General features: G+C 31.2%; 24 protein-coding genes and 1 riboswitch. Of the genes, 7 read left to right on the forward strand and 17 right to left on the reverse strand.

Annotated elements, in window-relative coordinates:
* Positions 1 to 14: 14 nt before the first annotated feature.
* The 13 genes from FYJ33_RS02380 to FYJ33_RS16790 form a co-directional block, all read right to left on the reverse strand.
* Entirely contained in the window at positions 15 to 1,154 is a 1,140-nt protein-coding gene (locus tag FYJ33_RS02380) for an acyl-CoA dehydrogenase (RefSeq protein ID WP_154530180.1), read from the reverse strand.
* 28 nt (positions 1,155 to 1,182) lie between these two features.
* Positions 1,183 to 1,965, reverse strand: a complete 783-nt coding sequence (locus FYJ33_RS02385; RefSeq protein ID WP_328598640.1) for a short-chain-enoyl-CoA hydratase — start codon at positions 1,963 to 1,965, stop codon at positions 1,183 to 1,185.
* A gap of 240 nt (positions 1,966 to 2,205) precedes the next feature.
* Complete coding sequence (locus FYJ33_RS02390) at positions 2,206 to 2,841, reverse strand: redox-sensing transcriptional repressor Rex (protein WP_154530181.1); 636 nt, start codon at positions 2,839 to 2,841, stop codon at positions 2,206 to 2,208.
* 145 nt (positions 2,842 to 2,986) lie between these two features.
* A complete protein-coding gene (locus tag FYJ33_RS02395) occupies positions 2,987 to 3,562 on the reverse strand; it encodes a manganese efflux pump MntP (protein WP_154530182.1) in 576 nt (191 codons plus the stop codon).
* A gap of 429 nt (positions 3,563 to 3,991) precedes the next feature.
* A complete protein-coding gene (locus tag FYJ33_RS02400; RefSeq protein ID WP_154530183.1) occupies positions 3,992 to 4,267 on the reverse strand; it encodes a hypothetical protein in 276 nt (91 codons plus the stop codon).
* 107 nt (positions 4,268 to 4,374) lie between these two features.
* The gene (locus tag FYJ33_RS02405; RefSeq protein ID WP_154530184.1) at positions 4,375 to 6,552 is read right to left on the reverse strand and encodes a heavy metal translocating P-type ATPase; all 2,178 of its coding nucleotides are present in this window, start codon (positions 6,550 to 6,552) and stop codon (positions 4,375 to 4,377) included.
* 49 nt (positions 6,553 to 6,601) lie between these two features.
* Positions 6,602 to 6,967 (reverse strand): ArsR/SmtB family transcription factor, encoded by a 366-nt coding sequence (locus FYJ33_RS02410; protein ID WP_154530185.1) that lies wholly within the window; start codon positions 6,965 to 6,967, stop codon positions 6,602 to 6,604.
* A gap of 504 nt (positions 6,968 to 7,471) precedes the next feature.
* The gene (locus tag FYJ33_RS02415) at positions 7,472 to 7,693 is read right to left on the reverse strand and encodes a hypothetical protein (protein WP_154530186.1); all 222 of its coding nucleotides are present in this window, start codon (positions 7,691 to 7,693) and stop codon (positions 7,472 to 7,474) included.
* A gap of 73 nt (positions 7,694 to 7,766) precedes the next feature.
* Complete coding sequence (locus FYJ33_RS02420) at positions 7,767 to 9,065, reverse strand: chloride channel protein (RefSeq protein ID WP_154530187.1); 1,299 nt, start codon at positions 9,063 to 9,065, stop codon at positions 7,767 to 7,769.
* Between the two features lie 36 nt (positions 9,066 to 9,101).
* Entirely contained in the window at positions 9,102 to 10,247 is a 1,146-nt protein-coding gene (locus tag FYJ33_RS02425) for a DHHW family protein (RefSeq protein ID WP_154530188.1), read from the reverse strand.
* A 21-nt stretch (positions 10,248 to 10,268) separates the two neighbouring features.
* The gene (locus FYJ33_RS02430) at positions 10,269 to 11,633 is read right to left on the reverse strand and encodes an MBOAT family O-acyltransferase (RefSeq protein ID WP_235900752.1); all 1,365 of its coding nucleotides are present in this window, start codon (positions 11,631 to 11,633) and stop codon (positions 10,269 to 10,271) included.
* 199 nt (positions 11,634 to 11,832) lie between these two features.
* Positions 11,833 to 12,336, reverse strand: coding sequence for a DUF4358 domain-containing protein (locus tag FYJ33_RS02435; RefSeq protein ID WP_154530190.1), 504 nt, complete (start codon positions 12,334 to 12,336; stop codon positions 11,833 to 11,835).
* An 18-nt stretch (positions 12,337 to 12,354) separates the two neighbouring features.
* Positions 12,355 to 13,158, reverse strand: coding sequence for a GDSL-type esterase/lipase family protein (locus tag FYJ33_RS16790; RefSeq protein ID WP_154530191.1), 804 nt, complete (start codon positions 13,156 to 13,158; stop codon positions 12,355 to 12,357).
* Between the two features lie 211 nt (positions 13,159 to 13,369).
* Between FYJ33_RS16790 and FYJ33_RS02445 the strand changes: the two genes are divergently transcribed.
* On the forward strand, positions 13,370 to 13,639 hold the full coding sequence (locus FYJ33_RS02445; protein ID WP_154530192.1) for a GIY-YIG nuclease family protein: 270 nt from the start codon (positions 13,370 to 13,372) through the stop codon (positions 13,637 to 13,639).
* On the opposite strand, the gene FYJ33_RS02450 is transcribed toward FYJ33_RS02445, so the two are convergent.
* Complete coding sequence (locus FYJ33_RS02450) at positions 13,599 to 13,880, reverse strand: hypothetical protein (protein WP_154530193.1); 282 nt, start codon at positions 13,878 to 13,880, stop codon at positions 13,599 to 13,601. The two genes, FYJ33_RS02445 and FYJ33_RS02450, sit on opposite strands and share 41 nt — an antisense overlap.
* A 159-nt stretch (positions 13,881 to 14,039) precedes the next feature.
* Positions 14,040 to 14,726 carry a M48 family metallopeptidase gene (locus tag FYJ33_RS02455; protein ID WP_154530194.1) on the reverse strand — a complete coding sequence of 229 codons (687 nt, stop codon included), beginning with the start codon at positions 14,724 to 14,726 and terminating at the stop codon, positions 14,040 to 14,042.
* 349 nt (positions 14,727 to 15,075) lie between these two features.
* On the opposite strand from FYJ33_RS02455, the gene FYJ33_RS02460 reads away from it, so the two are divergent.
* The 4 genes from FYJ33_RS02460 (at position 15,076) to FYJ33_RS02475 (ending at position 20,567) form a co-directional block, all read left to right on the forward strand.
* A complete protein-coding gene (locus FYJ33_RS02460) occupies positions 15,076 to 16,644 on the forward strand; it encodes a MutS-related protein (RefSeq protein WP_154530195.1) in 1,569 nt (522 codons plus the stop codon).
* A 59-nt stretch (positions 16,645 to 16,703) separates the two neighbouring features.
* Positions 16,704 to 17,576, forward strand: a complete 873-nt coding sequence (locus FYJ33_RS02465) for a hypothetical protein (RefSeq protein WP_154530196.1) — start codon at positions 16,704 to 16,706, stop codon at positions 17,574 to 17,576.
* An 81-nt stretch (positions 17,577 to 17,657) separates the two neighbouring features.
* Positions 17,658 to 17,758: riboswitch (purine riboswitch) on the forward strand.
* Positions 17,759 to 17,762: 4 nt separating this feature from the next.
* Positions 17,763 to 19,166 carry an NAD(P)/FAD-dependent oxidoreductase gene (locus tag FYJ33_RS02470; protein ID WP_154530197.1) on the forward strand — a complete coding sequence of 468 codons (1,404 nt, stop codon included), beginning with the start codon at positions 17,763 to 17,765 and terminating at the stop codon, positions 19,164 to 19,166.
* Positions 19,167 to 19,322: 156 nt separating this feature from the next.
* The gene (locus FYJ33_RS02475; protein ID WP_154530198.1) at positions 19,323 to 20,567 is read left to right on the forward strand and encodes a hypothetical protein; all 1,245 of its coding nucleotides are present in this window, start codon (positions 19,323 to 19,325) and stop codon (positions 20,565 to 20,567) included.
* Here the strand turns inward: FYJ33_RS02475 and FYJ33_RS02480 are convergent.
* Positions 20,560 to 21,627 carry a mannose-1-phosphate guanylyltransferase gene (locus FYJ33_RS02480; protein WP_154530199.1) on the reverse strand — a complete coding sequence of 356 codons (1,068 nt, stop codon included), beginning with the start codon at positions 21,625 to 21,627 and terminating at the stop codon, positions 20,560 to 20,562. The genes FYJ33_RS02475 and FYJ33_RS02480 overlap by 8 nt on opposite strands.
* Positions 21,628 to 22,036: 409 nt before the next feature.
* Here FYJ33_RS02480 and FYJ33_RS02485 point away from each other — a divergent pair, with 409 nt between their 5' ends.
* Together FYJ33_RS02485 and FYJ33_RS02490 are read left to right on the forward strand one after the other, a co-directional pair.
* Positions 22,037 to 22,753, forward strand: a complete 717-nt coding sequence (locus tag FYJ33_RS02485; protein WP_154530200.1) for an ABC transporter ATP-binding protein — start codon at positions 22,037 to 22,039, stop codon at positions 22,751 to 22,753.
* Complete coding sequence (locus tag FYJ33_RS02490; RefSeq protein WP_154530201.1) at positions 22,750 to 23,943, forward strand: ABC transporter permease; 1,194 nt, start codon at positions 22,750 to 22,752, stop codon at positions 23,941 to 23,943. The genes FYJ33_RS02485 and FYJ33_RS02490 overlap by 4 nt, the downstream gene beginning before the upstream one ends.
* 183 nt (positions 23,944 to 24,126) lie before the next feature.
* Here FYJ33_RS02490 and FYJ33_RS02495 read toward each other — a convergent pair whose 3' ends face one another.
* Positions 24,127 to 24,762, reverse strand: a complete 636-nt coding sequence (locus tag FYJ33_RS02495) for a hypothetical protein (protein WP_154530202.1) — start codon at positions 24,760 to 24,762, stop codon at positions 24,127 to 24,129.
* Positions 24,763 to 24,858: the final 96 nt, after the last annotated feature.

A 24,858-nucleotide genomic window follows, 5' to 3' on the forward strand; every position in this document is an offset into this window, starting at 1 on the left:
TAATGCCTCCTAAACTATCTTAATAAGCTGCCTGCGATAACCATCTTTTGAACTTCTGAAGTTCCTTCGTAAATTTCAGTTATCTTAGCATCTCTCATCATTCTTTCAACTGGATATTCCTTAGTGTATCCATATCCACCGAATAACTGAACACACTTAGTTGTAACGCTCATTGCTGTGTTAGCTGCAAATAATTTTGCTTTTGCTGCTGCAACTGTGTAATTCTTTCCATCCTGCTTTAAGCAAGCTGCCTGGTATACAAGGTTCTTAGCAGCTTCAATTTCTGTAGCCATTTCAGCAACCATCCACTGTAATCCCTGGAACTTAGCAAGAGATCTTCCGAATTGCTTTCTTTCTTTAATGTAGTTTACAGCTTCTTCTAAAGCTCCTTCAGCTATTCCTAGAGCCTGAGCTGCGATACCGATTCTACCACCATCAAGAGTCTTCATAGCAATCTTGAATCCTTTTCCTTCTTGTCCAATTAAATTTTCTTTCGGAACTATGCAATCCTGCATTATAAGTTCAGTAGTTGATGAACCTCTGATACCCATCTTGTTTTCTACTTTACCAATTGAGAATCCAGGGAAATCTTTTTCAACTATAAATGCTGAAATTCCGTGATTTCCTTTTGATTTATCAGTCATAGCAAATATACAGAAAACATCTGCAACTCCACCATTAGTTATGAATATTTTTGAACCATTTAAAACATAGTGATCTCCTTCAAGAACTGCAGTAGTCTGCTGACCTGAAGCATCTGTACCAGCGCCTGGTTCAGTTAATCCAAAAGCACCAAGTTTTTCACCTTTAGCTAATGGAACTAAGTACTTAGCTTTTTGTTCTGGTGTACCATTTTCATTAATTAATGAAGCACATAAAGATGTGTGAGCTGAAAGAATAACTCCTGTAGTTGCACAAACCTTTGATAATTCTTCAACAGCTATAATGTATGATAATACATCTCCACCAGCTCCACCATTTTCTTTAGAGAAAGGAATTCCCATCATTCCTAAGGCTCCCATTTTTTTTACGTTTTCCATAGGGAACTTTTCAGTTTCGTCTACTTCAGCAGCGATAGGCTTAACTTCATTTACTGCAAATTCTCTTACCATTTGTTTAACTAATTGTTGTTCTGTTGTCAATTCAAAGTTCATTTAATTTACCTCCTCAATCCCTCAAACATTATTTATTCTGGAAGTTCTTAGCTCTCTTTTCCATGAAAGCTGTCATACCTTCTTTTTGATCTTCTGTTGCAAAGCACTTGCCGAAATCTTCTGATTCAATAGCAACTGCTTTATCTATATCAACCTGTATGCCTCTATTGATTGCATCTTTGCACATCCTTACTGCAATTGGTGCATTAGAAGCAATTTTAGCTGCCATAGCCTTTGCCTCTTCCATTAAATTTTCTAATGGAACAACTTTATTTACTAATCCTACTCTTAAAGCTTCATCAGCTCTTATAAGATCACAAGTATAAATCATTTCTTTTGCCTTGCCGAGTCCTACGATTCTTGCAAGTCTTTGAGTTCCACCAAATCCTGGTGTTATTCCTAATCCAGCTTCTGGTTGTCCAAATTTAGCTTTTTCAGAAGCTATTCTTATATCACAAGCCATTGCAAGCTCACATCCGCCACCTAAAGCAAAGCCTGATACAGCTGCTATAACTGGCTTATTAAGAGTTTCAATTCTTCTGAATACCTTATTTCCTAATATTCCAAATTCTTGTCCTTGTTTTTCATTTAAATCTTTCATTTCTGATATATCTGCACCAGCTACAAATGCTTTTTCACCTGCACCTCTTATAATTACTGCATATATATCGTTATCATTTTCAAGTACATCTAAGACAGCATCAATGTCTTTTAATGTTTCTGAATTAAGAGCATTTAATGCTTTTGGTCTGTTAATTGTAACAACAGCTATGTTTCCTTCTTTTTCTAAAAGAACATTTTTTAATTTCACTAGATTGGCCTCCTTAGACTATTTTTTATAATAATTAGAGCTTTTTCGGCTCAAAATGGTAACAACAATTATCACTCTTGTTAATATTACAACGATAACATTGTTAATAATATAACAAATTTGATTAAAAAAAAGTACTTGAAGTTTCTACTTCAAGTACTATTATAGTACCATAAATACCCTATTGCAATAAAAATTAACATTATGCGAGGGTGTTTTAAAAATGTTTACAATACCATTCTATTGATGCTTTTGATTCGCAAGGTAAACAAGTGTCAAAAGGCTCTCACTAAGATGTACATTTTCTACTACTACATCATCCGGTGTTGTAAGATCTATAGGAGCAAAATTCCATATCGCTTTTATGCCGCATGCAGTAAGTTCATCACATACTGTCTGAGCATTTCTGCTTGGTACACATATTATCCCGATATCAACACAATTATTCTTTACGTATTCAGGAAATTCATCAATATCTCTGATTTCAATATCTCTGATCTTCATTCCAATAAGCTTTGGATTTGCATCAAAGATTCCTACTGCTTCTACTCCAAGATCCCTAAAGTTGCTATAGTTTGCAAGCGCCTGGCCTATATTTCCTGCACCGACAATTATACTCTTATATTTTTTATGAATTCCTAAGATATTACTAATCTGAGCATGTAGCTCTCTTACATTATATCCATATCCCTGCTGTCCAAAATCTCCAAAGCAGTTTAAATCCTGACGTATCTGCGAAGCTGTAAAGCCAATCTTTTCGCCAAGTTCTTTAGAGGATATTCTATCAACATCATTTTTAAGCAGGTCAGAAAGATATCTATAATACTTTGGCAGTCTTTTGATAACGGCCATTGAAATATTCTTTTTCTTCTCCATCTCTTACCTCTCTCCTACTTTTATTATTAATAAAAGTGACAATACTATAATAATTATATCACTTTTATTTTTATATTTCTTTCTTTAAAGAATTATTTAAATTTTCGCTCAATTCAACAAGTTTATGATTCTAAATACATTCTTCTTATTTAATAATATGTTCTAAGAGTATTTTAATTCCTATTATTATAAGTATTACTCCACCCAAAATCTCTGCTTTATTCTTTATTATCTCCCCTATTTTCTTTCCTATAACAACAGCAGCAACAGAAAATAAAAAAGTAGTTATACCAATAGTAACTGCCGAACTTATGATATTAACACTTAGGAAGGCAAAGCTCACTCCTACTGCCAGTGCATCTATAGAAGTCGCTATGGCAAGCATAACAAATTTCTTATGATTAAGATAATCCGCAGGCATTTCTTCCTTATCATCATCTCCGCTTAATGCTTCCCTAATCATATTAACTCCTATTACAGCCAGCAGTACAAATGCAATCCAATGATCTACGCTTTCAATATATTTTGTAAACTTAACGCCAAGAAGATATCCAATAACCGGCATAAGAGCCTGGAACCCTCCAAAGTATACCCCTGACATTAAAGCTGCTTTTTTTTGCTTATCTTTATCAACATCTAACCCAATTGTCAGTGATACTGCAAAAGCATCCATAGATAAACCTACAGCTGTAAGTAATATGGTTATAAAATTCACATACATTCACTCCTCAAATATAATTTTTAATATTTTTTTAACAATGATGATAACATTATAGTTTTCCACATTAACCTCTATAATATTTCCTGCTAAAAAAATTGTGAGGCTTATGTATAGAGTTATTCCTCTATACATAAGTCTCACAATTTAATACAAAGCCAGATACATAAACGTATCAATATGTTGACTATGCAACAAATCAAATGTTTTCATGATCTGCATGCTACTCCCTCATGTTAAAACACCATTTTTATGATACATTTGTATTTTATTTTGATATTTTAGTCAATATACTTAATTTAAATCTATTACTTAATATTATTACCATTTTCACTCATGTGCTCTTTCAAAGTTCCCTGTATTAACTGATACGGATCTATCTGCTCGATACTTATTATAACCTTACTCTTTTTATAGTACATCACCTTCAAATTAAAACCTTTTTTCTCTTTGAAAAAATATCATTGATATAATACTCGCAGTTTTACTTCTATTTTCCCTCACTGAATCCAATAACTTTTTTAAACCAGCTGTTAATACACATAGAAATATCAACCCCATGCACATTCCAAATATACCTCTTACAAATACTCTATATAACCCCTGTATTCCATACATGTCAAAAAAGTATTCGGCAATTCCGATAGCTACAGCTATTACAAAAATAACATTTAGTTTTATATTGCTTGTCCATTTTCTTTTCTCCACAAAAAACTATCCCCTTAATTTTACTAATACAATTAATTATACCAACAAATTTACATAAAAAATAGAGAGGCTACAATATATCATTGCAATCTCTCTAGTAATAATTTCTATAGCTTTTTGATTTTTAAAATTCTCATGGCATTAAGGACTGCTATAAGAGCAACTCCTACATCTGCAAACACTGCTTCCCACATGTTGCCTAAACCCGCTGCTACAAGCACAAGTATTACAACTTTTACTCCTAGTGAGAATATTATATTCTGCCATACAATTCTGTTTGTTTTTCTGGCAATCTTAATTGCATCAGCTATTTTTGAAGGTTCGTCATTCATGATGATTACATCTGCTGCTTCGATTGCAGCATCTGATCCGATACCTCCCATGGCAATTCCAACATCTGCTCTTGCAAGTACTGGTGCATCATTTATTCCGTCACCAACAAATAATATATTTGCTTTTTCATCTTTACCTCTAAATAATTCTTCAATCTTATTAACCTTATCACCCGGAAGAAGCTCGCTGTATACTTTATCAACACCAACTTTTTCTGCTACTACATCAGCTACCTTTCTGCTATCTCCAGTAAGCATTACAGTTCTCTTAACTCCAAGTGCTTTAAGGCTCTTCATAGCTTTTGCAGAATCTTCCTTGATTTCATCTGAAATTATTATATGTCCGGCATATTCTCCATCAACCGCTACATATACGACAGTTCCTATAGATTCCGTTTCACCAGACACTATATTAAATCTCTTCATAAGCTTGATGTTACCAGCTAATATATGCTTGCCATCATAAACTATCTTAATACCATGTCCTGATATTTCTTCATAATCACGAACTTTGTCCTTATCAACATCCTTACCGTATTCGTTAATGATTGATAATCCGATTGGGTGGTTTGAGTAACTTTCTGCATAAGCAGCGTATTCTAAAAGCTGATCATTTGATAAATCACTTTCTGACTTAACTTCTGTAACTTTGAAAACTCCTTTAGTTAAAGTACCAGTCTTATCAAATACAACTGAATCAACATTCTTCAGTGCCTCAAGATAATTACCTCCCTTAACTAATATACCATTCTTTGAAGCTGCTCCAATTCCACCAAAGAATCCTAGAGGAATTGAAATTACAAGTGCACATGGACAAGATACAACAAGGAATGATAACGCTCTGTATATCCACTGATCAAAAGTTGCTCCACTGATTACTAAAGGAGGTACTACTGCTAAAAGTGCTGCAGTAATAACAACTGCTGGAGTATAGTATCTGGCAAACTTTGTGATAAACTTTTCTGTCTCAGCTTTCTTATTTCCTGCATTCTGTACAAGATCAAGTATCTTTGATACTGTTGATTCTCCAAATTCCTTGTTAACCTTAATTCTTAAGACACCATTTTTACTGATACATCCTGAAAGCACACTTTCATTAACATCAACTTCTCTTGGAAGAGATTCTCCTGTAAGTGCTGATGTATCAAGAACTCCGCTTCCTGAAACAAGAACTCCATCTAGTGGAATCTTTTCTCCTGGCTTAACTACTATTTCTTCGCCAATTGCAACTTCGGAAGGAGATACTCTTACTTCTTTACCGTCTCTGATTACATTTGCAAAATCAGGTCTTATATCCATAAGACTCTTAATTGATCTTCTTGAATTATTAACTGCTTTATCCTGGAACATTTCACCTACCTGATAGAAAATCATAACAGCTACAGCTTCAGGGTATTCCTTAATTGCAAAAGCACCGATTGTTGCAACAACCATTAAAAAATTCTCATCAAATATTTGTCCTTTAGTTATATTCTTTAAAGCTTTAAGCACAACTTCTCCACCAACAAGAATATATGCTATTACAAAAACAATAAGTTTTGCAGTTTCATTATTTATAAAAGCAAGTCCAGTAACATAAGCAGCAGCTCCTGCTATAAGCATGATAAGTTTCTTTTTGCTGTCTTCCTCTTCGTCTTCAGCACCATGATCATGACCATGATGATGCTCACCTGTGCAGCTGCATCCACCATTACACTTATCTGTATTCTTATTTTTCTGATTTCCATTTTGTTCGCTTACAATAACATCGGGCTCAAGTGTATTTACTATTTTAGTAGCTTCATTTATAGCCTCGTCTCTGTTTTCTTTATTCTCTATTTTCATGATTAAAGTCTGCGTAGAAAAATTCAAAACTGCTTCTTTTACTACTTCTAATTTTCCTACTTTATCTTCTATCTTTGCCGCACAACCAGCACAATCAAGACCTTTAAGATTTAACTTTATCTCCTCCATAGCTGCACCCCGCTTTATCCAAATTTCAGTTTATTTTTTATTATATTGTTTACTCCCTTATATGGTTAAGTCCATCATTGAATATATGAATAACATGCTCATCACTAAGTGAATAGTAAATTGTCTTGCCATCTCTTCTTGCCTTAACAAGACTTGCATTCTTAAGCACTCTCAGCTGATGTGATACAGCAGACTGTGTCATATTTAAAAGTTCAGCTATATCACAGACACACATTTCACTTTCAAAAAGTGCACAAAGAATTCTAACTCTTGTACTATCACCAAAAACCTTGAATAATTCTGCTAAATCATAAAGAGTTTCCTCATCAGGTATACATTTTTTAACTTTATCTATTATTTCTTTATGAGTACATTCTTCAGAACATCTTTCAACTCCATTATTATCTCTTTCCATTAAGCATTTCCTCCCCACCAATTATATTTAAAAACTAATTTAAATTTAGTATAACCATCTTTTTAGTTTTAACATATGAACAAGTATTCATATGTTCACTTATTATTATACTCAAAGATAAAGAAAATGCAACAAATTTAACATATATTTATTATATATTTTTTCTCATACGATACAATCAAATTTAAATTAACGCATAATGCATAGTACAGGATGAAATTGGCTATGCTAATTTCTAAGCTTTAATGGCGGCAAATCCTCCAAACCTTCTAAATAATTCATCTTATAAGAGTTCTAAAAAGGTATCTTTCTATTATTTAAGCGAACATACCATATCAAAGATTTGGTATGTTCGCTTATGCTTTGCTTATTCTCTGCTCTCTTCGTTCTAATCTCTTATCTAGTACTTAGTGTTTACATAAATATAAAGATTAAATCAAAATAAAAAATAACTGCTAGAAAGCACATCTCTACTCCCTAACAGTCATATAATGTTCATTATATTTATTTTTCTTTATCTTTATCATTTTCTTTCTGTTCACAGCACTTCTTGCAGTAGTCACATGTTCCGCATTCATCAAAGTTTTCATTATCTTTTATTGATTTGATTTCATCATCAATCTTGTCATGCTCAATAGATCCTTTAGAAGAAACTGACATAAGCACTGCGATAATTGTAACTAGTATAACGATTAATAATACTACTGATACTAATGTAAATATCATAAGCATTTCTCCTGATTAATATTTACTATATAGTATATTCGATAACTAAATAAGCGTTAATAAATTATATTCCTTATTTAGCATTCCTATTTACATATTCAGCTCTTAACTTTGAATAAACTATTTTCTGAGTACCATAAAGGCTATAATAACCTGAAAGCATATAACTTACACCACAGGCTAGCGCAAATAACACAAGCCCTTGTGAACCAAACAATTCTATACTCAAAACAATAGATGTAATAAGAGAGTTTGTCACACCACAGAACAGTGCTGCTACTCCTATAGCTGCACCAAAGCCTGGGTCAAGTCCTAATATTCCGGCTGCTGTACAGCCAAAAGTTGCACCAATGAAGAATGTAGGCACAATTTCCCCACCTTTATAACCAAAGCTTATTGTCAGTGTTGTGAAAATTATCTTTAACAGGAATGCATACGAAACAGCCTGTCCATTAATTGCTTTTGCAATTACCTCTACACCTGCACCATTATAATCTCTTGAACCACATAAAAATGTAAGTGCAACAACAAGCATTCCGCCAATTATGACCTTAATATAATTGTTCTTAACATGGTCTGCTAAAAATTTATTTGTCTTATGAAGGCTTTCGCAGAACAAGATACTAATTACAGCACATAATACTCCAAGAATTATTACTTTTACAGCTACAGCGCCATCTAATGCTGGTATGGATTCAATAGTATATCTTACCGGCTTCACCGCAAAGAGCAGTGAAATCTTATAAGCAGTAAGTGCTGCCACTATGCATGGAATAAAACTTGAATAATATATAATACCTATGCTTACTACTTCCATAGAGAAAAATGTTGCAGTAAGAGGAGTTCCAAACAATGCAGAAAACACAGCACTCATACCACACATAGTGACAATGTGCATATCTTTTTTGTTTAGTCTAAAAAGATTTCCTATCTGTGTTCCTATACTTCCCCCAAGCTGAAGAGCTGCTCCTTCTCTTCCTGCTGAACCTCCAAAAAGATGAGTAATAACAGTACTTATAAATATTAAGGGCGCCATTGCAAAAGGAACCTTTTCCTCTGTCCTTACAGAACTTATAACAAGATTTGTTCCAGGGTCATTGCTCATATTGCATATTTTATATAACTTTGCGATAACCAGTCCCCCAACAGGCAAAAATAGAATTATAAAATCATTACGTACACGTACTTTTGTCACATACTCAACACTTATATGAAAAAGTGTTCCTACAATTCCGCCAATGAGTCCTGTTACTCCTGCCACAACTATCCACTTCAAAAAAGTGAAAATATACTTTTTAATTGAACTTATCTTTTTTGATGCTAAATACTTTAGAGAATTTTCATCTTCAATATCTAATTCAAACCGCTCCATAATCTACACTCACTCCAAATCCATTTCCTGCTACGTTTAATTTTCTAAATTAAGAATTGAATTATCATCATTAAATGTTGATGCATTATATAAAAATAAAATATCTGTAATGCCATCTGATTTGATTAATGACTGTATGTCATCCATATAATATCTTAAGTCAATCACATCTATACTACTATAATGCGAAGTTAGAAAAGGAATAAAACTGTTAGCATATGAATCCTTAATAACAAGCAGCTTCTTACCGCTTTCACTTAATGTCTTGATATTTATAAGTGAATGATTTCCACCTGTAAATACTTCATATTTATTCTTCTGATTAAGTGCATCACTCTTATACATAGTTGCTGTCTTTTTCTTTTCATCATTATATGTCACAACTACCTTATCATTCTTCTTAGGTATGTATAACTTTATTGAATCAGGCACAGCTTTTCCACATAGCGCCTTTGAATAAAGAGTTCCATAAAAATCATCAGTTACTGTCTTGATTTCAAAGTCTTTTTCATCCTCTGCTTTAAGGGCAGCCTTGCTGCAGTAATCACAATATGCCAAATATGCACCCTTAGTAGTCCAGTGATGATCTGTCTTATAATAAATATACTTGTTTTTATTTTTCTTCATTGATTCTCTGATATCAATAAACTTAATATTTTTGCTAAGACCAGTTTTTATCTTATTTATATATGCTGATTCATCACCAGCATCAGCATACTTCGGAAGCTTGTCTTTATATATTTCAGTTGAAGTTGGCGCAACTAGACAATACATATTAATACTCTTATTGTTTTCCTTAAATGCATTTATAGCCTTAAGTTTATCTTTTAAGTCATTCTCACCTGATTCAGTAAATTTCTCAATATAATAATTATCATTACCTACGAAAACACCATTGCTTTCTTTCCTGCCACATAACATATCAAGCTCTGATTTAGCTGATACAAAAAAGTTTCTAAGCGGAAACTGATCAGAAATATAGCTGTTATAACCATCTGCAAAATTTCTATTTTCAATATTTTTTAGTGAAAATTCAGGCTTCTGTGCAAGCTCTCTGTTTTCTACTTCAGAAGATGATGCATCTTTTTTCAAAACAAAGATACACAACATGCTGCAGATAAAAGCAAGGAAGAATATAGTGGTAAGCCTTGCAAACATTTTTTTATACTCATTATCATTCATTATTCTTTCTGCTCCTTATCGTTAAAATTTAAAATATAAAAACGGACTATAACTTTCATAAACAAGGAATGCAGTTGAGATAACAAAAATCGCCATTGAAATAACTACTGATACTATAATTCCAGGTGTCTTCTTCTTTTCTGTAATATACATTATAATCCTTTTTACAAGAGGTGTTGCACATATTATTGAAATAAATAAAATCAATAAATTACTGCTAATAAGATATTTTGCCATATTATCAATCATTAAATTGTTTCCTGCACCAAACATTATTCCTATATATGAAAAAGCTTTATTAATGCTTTCACTGTCAAAGAATACCCATCCGACAGTCACGATTATCATTGAATAAATAATCCCGAATATCTTAGGAATCTTTTTTAGATATTTAAGCAGAAATAACTTTTCAATTATGATTATTACTCCGTAATAAAGTCCCCAGAATACAAATGTCCAGTTTGATCCATGCCATAATCCTGTTGCAAACCACACAACACAAAGATTAAAAATCTGTCTTGATTTACCTCTTCTATTTCCTCCAAGCGGAATGTATATGTAGTCTTTAAACCATGATCCCAGAGAAATATGCCACCTTCTCCAGAATTCAGTTATGCTCCTTGATATATAGGGGAAATCAAAGTTCTCCTTAAACTCAAATCCCATCATCTGTCCAAGACCTATAGCCATATCTGAATACCCGCTGAAATCAAAATAAATCTGCAGAGTAAATGAGATTATACCAATCCACGATGAAATAACAGATATGCTGCCATACTGCATTGACTTAACATTATTCCATATAAGACTTAAGTTATTAGCAAGTATGACCTTTTTGCCAAGTCCAAATAAAAATCTCTGAATACCATACGCAAACTTTTCTATAGTCTCATTCCTATTAATAATCTGATTTTTTAAGTCTGTAAACCTGCCAATAGGTCCTGCTGTAAGCTGATAAAACATAGATACATATGTGCCGAAATTAATAAAGTTTCTTTCTGCTTCAACTTTGTTCAGATATACATCAGCCATATATGAAACAAGCTTAAATGTATAAAAAGATATGCCAAGAGGCAGCGGCAGAGCTTTTACCCTTAAAGATGTGCCACACAAAGCATTTATATTATTAATCAAAAATCCGTAGTACTTGAAGAAAAACAGTACACTTATATTTATAACCAGGACAGTAACAAATATAAATCTACTCTTATCCTTATCCGCTCTGGTCTTCTCAACAATAATTGCTCCAAAATAATCAACTATTACTGAAATGAGCAGTAAAGCTATATAGTAAGGTTCTCCCCATGCATAAAATAATATGCTGGCTATAAACACAACTAAATTCCTGAATCTCTTAGGTGTAATATAATAAATCAACAATGTCATTGGTAAAAATATGTATATAAATATTAAGCTGCTAAATACCAAAATCAATCACTCCACACTACTTTTTTAATTAGTCCCACATTTCTCTGTTAAGACAATAAGTCATTTTGATAAGTAAAAATTTAAAATTTAAATTCTACATTAATTCTCAAGTTATCCAATTTACAAAGAATCTACTCTAAGAATTGAAAAAACTAAATTAAGCGAAACAATCATCTACTGTTTTTTCTATTTTGCTGCTGTCTTTTGAAATAATAAGAATAAGGTATTCTCCTTCTTCTTTCAGCACACATTTTTTAATTATTTCATATTCTTTTGGTCTGTACTGCATAAAACTTTTTTCCTGCTTATCAATTCTTGACTGCACTTTCTCTTTTATAACTTTTAAATCATCCTGAGATTTTGTCTTAAGAACAAGGATTTCATCTGCATCCATATTGCTTTTAGGTGCATACAGCAGAAACTTTTCAGCTTCGTCTTTGTTTATGCCGTATAGTCTTCTTAAAGTTCTGCTGTCACCCTTAGTCATCCTGCTGATATATGGTGTTTTCTTTAAATTTCTATTAATATCAGTTACTGACGCATCTTTCACCTTAATCACGTTGTACATCATGGTAAACACATTAAGGACAATTACTATAAGCAATAAATATAATAATGAATATGCTATCTTTTTATAATTAATTTTTTCTTCTCTGATCATATATTCAGCCAGCCTTTGCTACTTTTTGTTGTTTTCCATCTCATCATGAATATAATTAAGCATGACTTTGTAAAAGTCGTATTTAAAATGTATTCCATCTGGTTCATGCATTGAATCTTTACCCATGGTCAGCTTGTTTATATCAATATAATTAACGCCTTCATTCTTTGCCACCTCAACAGCAGCACTTCTGTATTGATCCAAATTCTTATTATTAACTGCTTTATCAGTAGCAACTGCTTTACTATCGATAACTGATAATGGAGAAAGAATATAAATCTGTGTCTTAGGAATATTTTTCTTTACTTCCTTTACTACTTCATAATATTTTTTCTTAAACTCATCACATGTTTTAAACAGCTGTACATCATTCATTCCATAAAGCAGGAATACCTTCTGAGGCTTTATGCCATATAATTCATTAAGAGACTTTTCTAACTGTATTAAAGTTTGTCCTTTTTTAGCAAGGACATTTATATCATTAAGATACTTATATTCCTTAATTGACTCTGTTATGGAATCACCCATAAAAACTGAGTTTGAATAATAACTTTTAAAGTCTATATTACTATTCTTTGCTGCTGAAACTGCTTTCTTATCAGCTTCATCATACTGCTTTAATGCATCCTTCTTACTGTCAATTTCCTGTTCAATTGAAGCAACATCCTTATTTTCAAGACTTGCTAAGTATACCTGTCCCTTTTTATCGCTTTCATCTTTATAAGATACTGCTGAGTTTTTATTATATAAACCGACTGCCATAACAGCTAAAAGTGCTATTATAGACACTCCTGAAATAAACATTCGTACAATTTTTTTCACTTTGTATCCCTCAATTCACAACTTACTCAAAAAAACACACTATCTATTATATTACAATTTGTATATCTTTTGCTAGAAAAGTAATAGTTTTTGTAGAAAAAAACTGCTTATTGTCTTATTTAGTTATTCTAAAAAATATTTTCTATTATTGAAAAAGAGCGATAATTTGATTAAACTTTATTTTATAAGGAAATTTGAAAGGACGAGCTCTATGTGTTATGTATATATTTTAAGATGTTCAGATAAGACTTTATATACAGGCTGGACAAATGATTTGAAAAAAAGAATTGCAACTCATAATAAAGGCAGAGGTGCTAAATACACAAAATGCAGGCTGCCGGTGGAACTTATCTACTTTGAAGAATGCACAGACAAATCGGCAGCGCTAAAAAGAGAATATGCGATTAAACAGCTTTCACGAGCTGAAAAGTTTGACTTAATTAATAATTCATCATGCTTTCTATCTCATTCCTTCTCTTAATCAGCTCCTCCTGCTTTCTTCTCATTTTAAAAGTTATATTTTTATAACTACTTTCCGAAATGCGGTTATTGATTTTATCCTCATATAATGTTAAAAACTTCTTCTCAAATGTGCATAAAACATTATTAACTGTTAACAATTCCCTTTTGTAGTCTCTACCGAAATTATCATTTTCTGCTTTCCTGTAATATTTAACTTTATCTATGGTACTATTGACTGGTTCACAAAAATAATTTTCCATAGCTTTAATTTTCCTCCTCATTGCTACTACGATTTTTGTAATAAGTCTTTCTATCAATTTTTATTTGATTTACCATGCAAAGTATCATTCAAAGCATCTTCCTGTTGCAATTTTGATTAATTTCTACCATATAAATTATTCTTTTATTTAAATTTATTATTAAAACTCCATTCTTATGCCATTAACCTTCAACCATTGTTTTCTAATTTTATAATCAGGCATTATATTTTCAACGCTGTTCCAAAATTCTTTAGAATGATTTTTATATTCAAAATGACACATTTCATGAACAACAATGTAGTCAACAGCGTTTATATCAGCCATAACACATCTCCAGTTAAAAAGTATCCTGTTATCATAAGTGCAACTTGCCCATCTACTCTTCTGCTCTTTAACTTTTATTTCTTTTGGACTATCTCTAAAATATTTTTGATATAAAGCAATTCTCTCTGTAACAACATTAATACACTGTACCTTATACCATTTTTTTAATTCCTCCTTTATCTTTTCTTTATCATAGATATCAACAGTAATTATTATTTTGTCTTCAGTCTTAGTTATATTCGTCTTTTTATATAATTCATTAATTATGATTTCAAGAGGATACTCTTTTCCTAAAAACATAAGACTGGAGCCATTTTCAAGTGTTCTTTCAACCTTTGCCTTCTGCATCTCTTTAATTTCCTGCTGCTTTATCATAATCCATTCAGATTTAGACTGTATGAACTTAATTACGTCATCATTTTTCATTCTTAATGGACATCTGACGATTATACCTCCATCGTATTTCATTGTTATCGAGATACTCTTTCTTCTGCTACGTATAAGCTCAAATTCCACTTTCATTTTATTATATTCAACTTTCAAAGTTTATCACCATTTTTTCTTTCATAATTTCATTTAATTATATTTTATACTACAGATTCCAATATACAACAAAAAAAAAATAATGTTATATTTAATATATATTTATAGGACCATTGCGCACTTAGTCATCTTGATAAATAGCAGTTGGAAAGTCAATTTATAATTTATATTGTATAATGTATAATTTAGGTTGAAATTCATGAGCACGGCTTCATGAATTTCTATTCTATAATAATAGAGGATACCTCAAACCTCTGATTAAATAATCTACAGAGTTTTAAAGGATGATATATGTGCATAATTCTAACAAAAAAGAGGAGATGATATTTTGAATAAAGCCTATACTACAGATTACATAAAAAGAGATTTTGGAGAGCCTCACAATAAAAAAATAAACTTTAAATATACTAGGCAATACTTTGACCTTCTGGAAGAAGACGAATACACAATCGATGATCAGACATGGTCTGACCTTAATATGGACCAAGCCTTTGTTAAACTTGACCATACTTATAGTTCACCTGGTCAATCAAAACTTTATGCAATGCTTAGAAATCCACTATTTAGTCAGCAGAAACTTGATGAAAGAAGTAGCATGATTGAATTTTTAACAAGAAGTGCTGATACACGATCAAAAATGCAGTATATATTCTATACTCTTGGGCTAAATAGAAAAAACACATTTTTAGATATGGTTACTGGTGACATTAATAAAAATAAGGCCAAATACTGGATATACACTATCCTTGGAAAGATTGTACCACTAATAATAATCATTCTAGCTTTCATCCAGAAAAAGCCGGAATACATGCTTGTACTAATGGCCTCAATATACATTAACATCTTCATTAACACTAGAGAAAAGAAAAATATAAAAAGTAACGGTATGATTTATCTTAGAAAGCTGCTTACAGCTGGTAAGAAACTTTCTTCTTTTAAAAATGAAGAGTTAAAAGGATATACAACAAGAATCAAAGAGCTTAACTCAAGCTTGAGAGCAATGGATATAAGTACAAAGGCAATGACATTAAGTACAATGGCTGCCGGTCTTTTTGAAATATTCTCCTTAGTATTCCTTATAGATGAAGCTGCTTACTACAAAGTTGGCGAAGAACTAGATAAAAAATTTGATGACATTATGGAACTTTATGCACTTATCGGTGAGCTTGATGCTTTAGCTGGAATGGCGTCATATAAAAAACATGTTGAAACATTATGCTCAAAACCAACATTTACAGATAAAATATGCTTTAACATTGAAGAAGGTGTTCAGCCACTTCTGCCAAATGGAGTTCCAAACTCAATTCATATGAAGAAGAGAGGCATAGTATTAACAGGAACAAATATGTCAGGTAAATCAACATTCCTTAGAATGCTTGGTTCAAACATACTTCTTGCTCAGACTTTTAACTTTGTACTAGCTAAAAAATATGAAGCATGCTTCTTCAACCTGGTTTCTTCAATCAGTCCTGACGACAGTCTTTCTTCAGGAAAAAGCTACTACATGGCTGAAGCAGAAGGAATACTTAGAATCATCAAAGCACTTGATAAAGAAGTTCCTGTATTCTGTGCTATCGATGAAATATTCAGAGGAACAAACCCTATAGAAAGAATATCTGCATCTGCTGAAATACTTTCATACATTAACAAAAAGAAGTGTATTTCAATAGTTGCAACTCATGATAGAGAACTTACAGAAATACTAAAAGCAAACTATGAGTTCCACTACTTCAGTGAAACTGTAAACTCAAAGAAAGGCTTAAACTTCGACTATAAGTTAAAAGACGGAATATCATCAACTAAAAATGCAATCAAACTTCTTGATTACATAGGATATCCTAAAGAAATAACTGAAAAAGCATATGAACGTGCTGATAAAATAGAAGGATTTATCTAAAAATGATTATTGTTCCTAGTGGTATAATATACCTGTATACATACTTGGGGGCGAAAAATATGTTTAAAATAATTGATAAAAACGATATAGACTCTGCTTTAAATTTTTCCTGGAAGCTTTATCAGTCTCCAGAGACTACAAGCTATCCTATCAATATGACTAGAAAGCAGATGACTGAGAATTTTAATAAAAGTTTAGTTCAGGATGATGATGTGCTTCTTGGATATTACGACGGCAATAATCTTACTGCAGTTTTCCATTATTACTTTATAGAAAAAGAGAATTACTTACAGACAACTGGCGTTTTCATTGAAGAAAATTATAATACAGTTATGAACGCATTTATTGATAAATTAAAAAATGAGTATCCTGGCTACAAAGTTGTATTAGGTTTTCCTAAGGAAAATAAAAATGCAAATGAGTACTGCTTAAAAAATCATTATAATTGTAAAGAATCAGCTACAGTTATGAAGCTCCGTCCATCTGAGTTTAAACCGTCAAAAAACAACAACTGTATTACAAAGGTAACTGAAGAAAACTTTGAGGAATATGCACCTTTTCATGATAATTTTTTTGCAGGCTTCTTCTGGACAAGCAGTAAACTAAAAGACGTATTTAATAATGAACAAAATCACTGGTATATGTTTTACTATAAGATTAACGAAAAAATTGAAGGCTGTTCATTTATTAGAAGGTATGAAAAAGATAATTCTTTAGAAATATACGGACTTGATTTTTCTCCAGAATATGAAACAAAAGAAAATGTAACAGCACTTCTATCTTATACATTGAAATACTGCTTTGAACATATAAACGGCATAACAGAAGCATCTGACTTCATTGATGATGACAACACTATTGAAATTGCAGCATCAGAAGAATTAGGTTTTAGGCCCACTAATTCTTATCGCAGCTACGAAATGATACTATAATAAAGAGAATTTTTACGTATAATTTTTGTTGATTTTTTTACAATATTCGTTTAAAATCTTCTTGTACGAATAATTAAATATTTAATTATAATAACATTCGCTTATATAATTCTAGTAATATGGTCTAGATGTTTCTACGAGCTACCGTAAAAAGCTTAACTATGAGTACATTTTGGAGGTTTTATTATGAAATATGATGTAATAATAGTAGGAGCAGGTCCAGCAGGAATTTTCACAGCTTTAGAAGCAAAATCTAAAAATCCGAACAAAAACATTCTTCTTATCGAAGAAGGCAGAAGAATTGATAAAAGATCTTGTCCTAAAGCTAAGACTAACAAATGCGTATCATGCAAACCTTACTGTAACATTACTTCAGGATTTTCTGGAGCAGGCGCATTTTCTGATGGAAAGTTATCATTAAGCCATGAAGTTGGTGGAGACCTTCCCGAATTAGTTGGAATAAAGGTAATTCAAGATTACATAGACTATACTGACAAAATATACTTAAGCTTTGGTGCTGACACAAAAGTTGAAGGCGTTGGACAAAATGAAGCAGTTAAAGAAATTAGAAAAAAAGCCATTCAAGCTGACTTAAAGCTTGTTGACTGTCCTATAAGACATTTAGGAACAGAAATGGCTCATCAGATATATTTAAAAATACAAAACAAACTTTTAGAACTTGGTGTTGAAATTAAATTCAATACTGTTGTAAAAGATCTTGTAATTGAAAATTCAGAAATCAAAGGTGTTATTATCGCTGATACTATGAATCAGACACAAGAAGACACTGTTTACGGAGATATGACAGTAGTTGCAACAGGAAGAAAAGGTGCTGACTGGTTAAGTGATATGTGCGTAAAACACGATATAGATCACAAAGCTGGTACTGTAGATATTGGTGTCCGTGTGGAAGTAAGAAATGAAATTATGGAAAGTGTTAATAACGTATTATATGAATCAAAACTTATTGGCTACCCTGCTCCATTTAGGGACAAGGTCAGAACTTTCTGCCAGAATCCAGGTGGATTTGTAAGCCAGGAAAACTACGATAATGATTTAGCAATTGTTAATGGTCACTCATATAAAAACAAGAAATCAAACAACACTAACCTTGCTATATTAAGTTCACACAACTTCTCTTCTCCTTTTAATGAACCTATTAAATATGGAAAAAGAGTTGCTGAACTTGTAAATATGCTTGGAGGAGGAAAAATACTTGTTCAAAGATATGGTGATATCCTTGATGGTAAGAGAACTTGGCCAAAGGAACTTCATCAGTCAAATGTTGAATACACTCTTCCAGATGCAGAAGCTGGAGATTTAACTTCAGCAATTCCTTATAGAACTATGACAAATATATTAAACTTCATAGAAGCTATGAACACTGTAGTTCCTGGTTTTGCAAGCAGAGAAACTTTGCTTTATGGTCCAGAAATCAAGTTCTACAGCAACAAAGTTAATATCAATAAGGATTTCCAGACAAACATCAAAGGACTATACTGCTTAGGCGATTCAAGCGGTTGGACAAGAGGTCTGATGATGGCTTCAGCTATGGGTGTTATGATGGGTAGAAATATCGCTCAAAATTAATTAGATTATTTAGAATTTATAATGAGAAGAAAAGCCATGAGACACGCTCATGGCTTTTTTATTTTTCTTTTTTCGACATTGTTAAGTATTTATTCTATATCGTCGATATATTTATAAAATACTTTTAAATTTTATTAAAATGTATCAAAAAAACAGTTGATTAACTTATTATTACGAAAAGGAGATACTTATGTCAAAGAAGAATATGTTAAAAAATCAAAACCTAATGACATAGTATTTAATAATCTTGATTTAAAAGGCTTAACTTTAGACAAACTTTATATTAATACAACAGTAACTAATAATTCAATTACTATTCCAAGCGAAGTAATTGAAAATTTAAACTTAAGTACAGGTACTAACTATCTTGCGACTCATTTTTCAAACGGATATGTTCTTTCAGGCGTACTTGGAATTAATATAGTTGATAACAGTGTTGACGACACTCCTATTCCAGACACAAAGCCAGAAGACAAACCTTCTGAGGATAATAAACCTGATAACGACAGCAAACCTGATGAAGATGCTCCAATTATCAAGTATCCGGGAATGAATTATCAAAATCCTAAATATGATTTAAATAATCCAAATGAAATTACTATAACTGACGTTAATTTCAATGGAACTACACTAAAAAGTATAATAATAAACAGTAGAATATTAGATTCAAATTATTTTTCAACAACAGATACTTCAATAATTATACCATCTTCTACATTACAAGCATTACATCTTGTTGAAGGAAATTACCAAGTTACATACATCTTTTCAAATGGTGTAAGTATGGCTGCTTATTCAGATATTACTGCTTTTAGATCAAAAAATACAATTATTAAAGAACCAATAAAGGTAAGTATTGACGAAAACAAAAATGAAGATATAGAAATTCCAAACTTAATTCCTGAAGGAAAAAAAGTTGCTTCAATTACAATTAACAATGTGGTTTTAAATGTAATCTATCGAAATGAACAGTTCGCAAGAATTGCTCTTTTAAACATTAGTCCAGTTGTTTATATTGATGGTTCAAAACTAATTATTCCTACTGATACAATAAAATATATAAATAGTACTTCAGACAGCTATAACATAAATATAAACTTAAATGATAATTCTACAATATCTCAGCAGTTTGTTTTATCTGCTAAACCTGTTGATAATGATAATAATATAGCTGACAACAATAATAGCAGCAACGATAATAGTACAGCTGGCGTTAACAACTCAAGCTCTAGTGATAATGCATCAGACAATAACAGTATCAGTAATGAAGATACTACTAATAGTAACATTATCAAACCTATAGCTTCATCAACTGAAAAAGAAAAAATAACAAAATACAAAAAGAGGAGTCAACCTCCTCTTTTCTTTATATTTTCTGCAATTATAAATTACTCTACATAAAATCTCTGTACTGTTCCTCTTCATTTAATGTATTTAGAAGATGTTTTATTTCCTGGTCTCTATACTTGTCCATAACAAGTATTACATCTCCTGCATCCACAATTACTAAATCTTTAAGACCAAATCCTATGATAAGATTTTTCTTTCCAAATACTGCGCAGTTCTCACTATCCTGCAAAAACACATTATCTGACCTCACATTATTATTGTCTTGTTTTAAGAATCTGCTGAGAGCAGTAAAGCTTCCTATATCATCCCATATAAAATCACATTTAACAACATAAGCCTTTCTTGTCTTCTGCATCACTCCAAAATCAATTGAGATGCCTTCTATAAGCTTATACTGTTCTTTGATTACTTCCTCTTCATCATCTTCTCCAACGTGCTTATATATCTCTGTAAGGTTCTTATAAAGCTGTGGCAGATACTTCTCTATCTCTCTCAATATAACGTCTGCCCTAAAAATAAACATTCCGCTGTTCCAAAGATAATTTCCAGTAATAATGAAATCTTTAGCAACTTCTATATTAGGTTTTTCAGTAAACCTTGATACCCTGTACGTATCTACATTAGACTGAATCTTGTCTCCCATCTGTATATATCCATATCCTGTTTCCGGTCTTGTAGGCTTTATTCCTATAGTTACTATACCTCTTCTTCTCTCTGCAATCTCTACGCCATTTTTAATTGTCTCGATAAAACTCTGCTGCCCTTCTATAAAATGATCTGATGGAAGCACTATAAGCATTGCATCCTTATCTTTCTTTAAAAGTTTCACTGCAGATAATCCAATACAGGTTGCTGTTTCTTTATTTTCCGGCTCAGTAAAAACATTATTTCCATTCAAGTCACTTAGTTCCGCTTTTACTTTCTCCTTATACATCTCATTTGTCACTACAAAAATATTTTCTTTATCTATAATAGGTGCTACCCTTTCAACCGTATTTACAAGAAAACTCTTATTGTTAACCACCTTTAAAAACTGCTTTGGTGTATGAGTTCTTGACAGAGGATATAATCTTGATCCCTTTCCACCAGCTAAGATCAGTGCATAAAGCAAAATTATTCACTCCTGCATATTACTATGGTTCATAATATGAATCTGTGGCGGAAGATGTGAATAAGTTACTATACATTCATCAAACTAAAGCCAATAAATTCATTTTTTCTAACACCTTCTATTGTTCTTTAGTGAGTCCTTCAATTTACCACCTATGGACTTACACTTAATTTCAAAAACAAATACAACACCTTTTTTAAAAAATAATTATTTATACATAAAAGGAGGATTTTGTTAATTAATGAGGAATTTTTAAAGTATAGGGTGATTATAATTAATAGAACTAAAAATATGTTACAAGATTCAATTTGCAAAGGGGAGATATTATGAAAAAAATAAAAAAGATGCTTGCTTTAACTTTAGTATAATGACTAATCACCTTATATTTTATTCTATTGGGGGAATTAATATGGACATATTGAAAATTTCTAATTTATCTAAAATAATAAGCAATAAATTAATATTAGATGATATCAGTTTTTCTGTGCATGAAGGTGAAATATTTGGTTTTCTTGGTCCCAACGGAGCAGGAAAGACAACTACAATTAAAATAATTACAGGACTTATGAAACCAAGTTCAGGAGAAATCCTAATTAATAATACAAATATAGAAAAAGAACCATTGAAGGCAATAAGCAATATTGGGGCTATAATAGAAAATCCTTCTCTTTACAAATATTTAACTGGTTTAGAAAACTTAAAACTTGTTGCAAAACTAAGACATGTAAATATTAATGAAAGAGATTATGTAATCGATGAAATAATACCTGCTGAAGCATTAAATGAAAAGGTAAGTAAATATTCATTAGGAATGAAAGAGAGACTATCTATAGGCTGTGCACTTATAGGAAACCCTAAAATTTTAATACTGGATGAGCCCACTAATGGACTTGATCCTGAAGGAATAATACACCTTAGAAAGATACTAAAGAAATTAGTTCAGGAAAAGAATATGACAATATTTATATCATCACATCAGCTTAATGAAATACAAAATATTTGTAGCAGGATTGCATTCATCAAAAAAGGAAAAATTCAATCAGTAGAATGTATGGATGAGATACTTAAATCAGGAATGAATTTAGAAGACAAATATATGAGTATTATGGGAGGTGAATTGTTATGATGGATATATTTAAAATTGAATTCAAAAAAATGTTCAAACAGAAAAAAACATATATTGTGTGGTTTTTTATGGTGACAATGTTATTAACCAGTATTCATATGAATTCTCTTGACATAGATCATTTTAATTCTTTAAATTATGATGATCCACGACTACTAGATCAAAGCATAGATATTCTTAAAAAACAGAATGATATATTAAATAATAACTTATTAAATACTTCTGCAAAAGACTCCTTAAAAAAGACTTTATCATCACTAAAAAAATCTATTGATAACTTAAAAGTCATACAAAATAGTAAATCAAGTTATATGGATAAGCTAAAAGCTAAAATTGCAATCATGGAAAGTGAGAAAAATGGTTCACAAGAAGGAACTATGAGTGGTAGTCCAGTATATCAATATGATAAAGAGTTACGATATTTAAGATATTTATATGATAATAAAATACCTGAATACTCATATCCTGTTTATAATTCATATAATTCTATTTTAAATTTTTTAATACACTCATCATCAGCAATTATAATTATTATTCTTATAGTTATATTATCAAGTGATATTATTTCTAGAGAAATTGATGAATCAACAATAAAATTATTACTTATACAGCCAGTTTCAAGACTAAAAGTATTAATTGGAAAGTACTTCGCATTAATAGTTTCCATATTAATTTTGATATTCTCATCATTTGCAGCACTATTTATAATAGAAGGTATCAAAGATGGTATTGGGAATCCTTCATATCCTATACTTATAAATGTTAAATATTCATCAAGTCCAGTCAAGGATAGTCTGTTTAGTCAGTTTGACGGTAATAGTGGGTATTTTATAAATTATATTACAATGTTATTCATACTCGTTTTATTCTTTGCACTTGTATGTATTACAGCCGCATCAATTAGTTTTATGATATCATCATTTATAAATAAGTCTGTATTATCTATCAGCGTAAACATAATAATAACCTTTGGTCTTTCATATCTTGTAAATAATACCAATATACTGAATAGTATAAAACAGTACATTTATATATCATATGCAAGCTCAACAGAAGTGTTTACAGGTAAAATAGTATCTACTTTACAAAACGAAAATATAAATATTTTTACTGGTATCATAGTTATGATTATGACTATATTAATTTCGTTATTCATTTCATGTAAAGCATTTGTGAAAAAAGAGATATAAAAAAGTAGCAGGTCTTTTCCTGCTGCTATATAAGGACGAAATTGCATTCTACCATTCTTTTACACAAACGTGTAAACCCTTTATTTATAACACTTTATATCATTAAAAAATTGTGTTTTTGAATGCAATTTCCTTTACATTAAAAAAGAACTAGTACATAATGTACTAGCTCTCAGCAAAAAATTAATCAATCTCAAATTGAACATCATCTTGAATTGTGAGGAATGCTCCAGATTTATTAAATCCATCGTTTATTCTGGTTTCCATAGCCGTCTTTACAGGATACTGCATCCATGTCTGCTGATGGGTATAATTCATAAACGAGTCTATAACAGCATAGTCCTTATTATTTTTCCTAACAGAATAGCATAAATACCCTCTCTGTTTCACCACATCATTAGGCATGGAGAATGTGGCAAAAACAACAGGCATTTCTATTTTTTGTTGTAATGCTTTAATTCCACAACAAAAACATACTAGAAATACAGAACTAAGTATCAAATTCATAATATTAATCACAGACATGATTGGTGATGAGGTTATTATGCTTTGTATAATAGTTGTACTAAGTATTATATTTAATATAAGATATATGGCACGAATTACTGTTATGACGTAACAACTTTGAAACCATTTGTTTTCATATTTTAAAATGCGAAACCCTAACAAACACAATATCATTCCTACTACGGAAATAATATCTCCCAAAAACGAAATATTTAACGAAATCAAACTCAATGCTATTCCAATTACAGCACGATTTATTGACCTTTCATATGGCATACCAATTTCTATTGATTCACAACCATCTTTATTCATATTATCACCTCCACATTATTTACATTTTTATCTATATTTTATCATATATGCATTTATACAGAACTACAATTCACAAAAAAGACTCGTTTTCACAAA

It is taken from the genome of Inconstantimicrobium porci (genome assembly GCF_009696465.1).
GTDB lineage: Bacteria > Bacillota > Clostridia > Clostridiales > Clostridiaceae > Inconstantimicrobium > Inconstantimicrobium porci.

Coding starts and splice junctions, on each gene's coding strand:
- FYJ33_RS02380 (WP_154530180.1), bottom strand. CDS start 1,154: ATGAACTTTGAATTGACAACAGAACAACAATTAGTTAAACAAATGGTA.
- FYJ33_RS02395 (WP_154530182.1), bottom strand. CDS start 3,562: ATGTATGTGAATTTTATAACCATATTACTTACAGCTGTAGGTTTATCT.
- FYJ33_RS02390 (WP_154530181.1), bottom strand. CDS start 2,841: ATGGAGAAGAAAAAGAATATTTCAATGGCCGTTATCAAAAGACTGCCA.
- FYJ33_RS02465 (WP_154530196.1), top strand. CDS start 16,704: ATGTTTAAAATAATTGATAAAAACGATATAGACTCTGCTTTAAATTTT.
- FYJ33_RS02485 (WP_154530200.1), top strand. CDS start 22,037: ATGGACATATTGAAAATTTCTAATTTATCTAAAATAATAAGCAATAAA.
- FYJ33_RS02430 (WP_235900752.1), bottom strand. CDS start 11,633: ATGACATTGTTGATTTATTATATTACACCTAAGAGATTCAGGAATTTA.
- FYJ33_RS02470 (WP_154530197.1), top strand. CDS start 17,763: ATGAAATATGATGTAATAATAGTAGGAGCAGGTCCAGCAGGAATTTTC.
- FYJ33_RS02420 (WP_154530187.1), bottom strand. CDS start 9,065: ATGGAGCGGTTTGAATTAGATATTGAAGATGAAAATTCTCTAAAGTAT.
- FYJ33_RS02450 (WP_154530193.1), bottom strand. CDS start 13,880: ATGGAAAATTATTTTTGTGAACCAGTCAATAGTACCATAGATAAAGTT.
- FYJ33_RS02415 (WP_154530186.1), bottom strand. CDS start 7,693: ATGATATTTACATTAGTATCAGTAGTATTATTAATCGTTATACTAGTT.
- FYJ33_RS02455 (WP_154530194.1), bottom strand. CDS start 14,726: ATGAAAGTGGAATTTGAGCTTATACGTAGCAGAAGAAAGAGTATCTCG.
- FYJ33_RS02495 (WP_154530202.1), bottom strand. CDS start 24,762: ATGAATAAAGATGGTTGTGAATCAATAGAAATTGGTATGCCATATGAA.
- FYJ33_RS02490 (WP_154530201.1), top strand. CDS start 22,750: ATGATGGATATATTTAAAATTGAATTCAAAAAAATGTTCAAACAGAAA.
- FYJ33_RS02435 (WP_154530190.1), bottom strand. CDS start 12,336: ATGATCAGAGAAGAAAAAATTAATTATAAAAAGATAGCATATTCATTA.
- FYJ33_RS02410 (WP_154530185.1), bottom strand. CDS start 6,967: ATGGAAAGAGATAATAATGGAGTTGAAAGATGTTCTGAAGAATGTACT.
- FYJ33_RS02445 (WP_154530192.1), top strand. CDS start 13,370: ATGTGTTATGTATATATTTTAAGATGTTCAGATAAGACTTTATATACA.
- FYJ33_RS02405 (WP_154530184.1), bottom strand. CDS start 6,552: ATGGAGGAGATAAAGTTAAATCTTAAAGGTCTTGATTGTGCTGGTTGT.
- FYJ33_RS02425 (WP_154530188.1), bottom strand. CDS start 10,247: ATGAATGATAATGAGTATAAAAAAATGTTTGCAAGGCTTACCACTATA.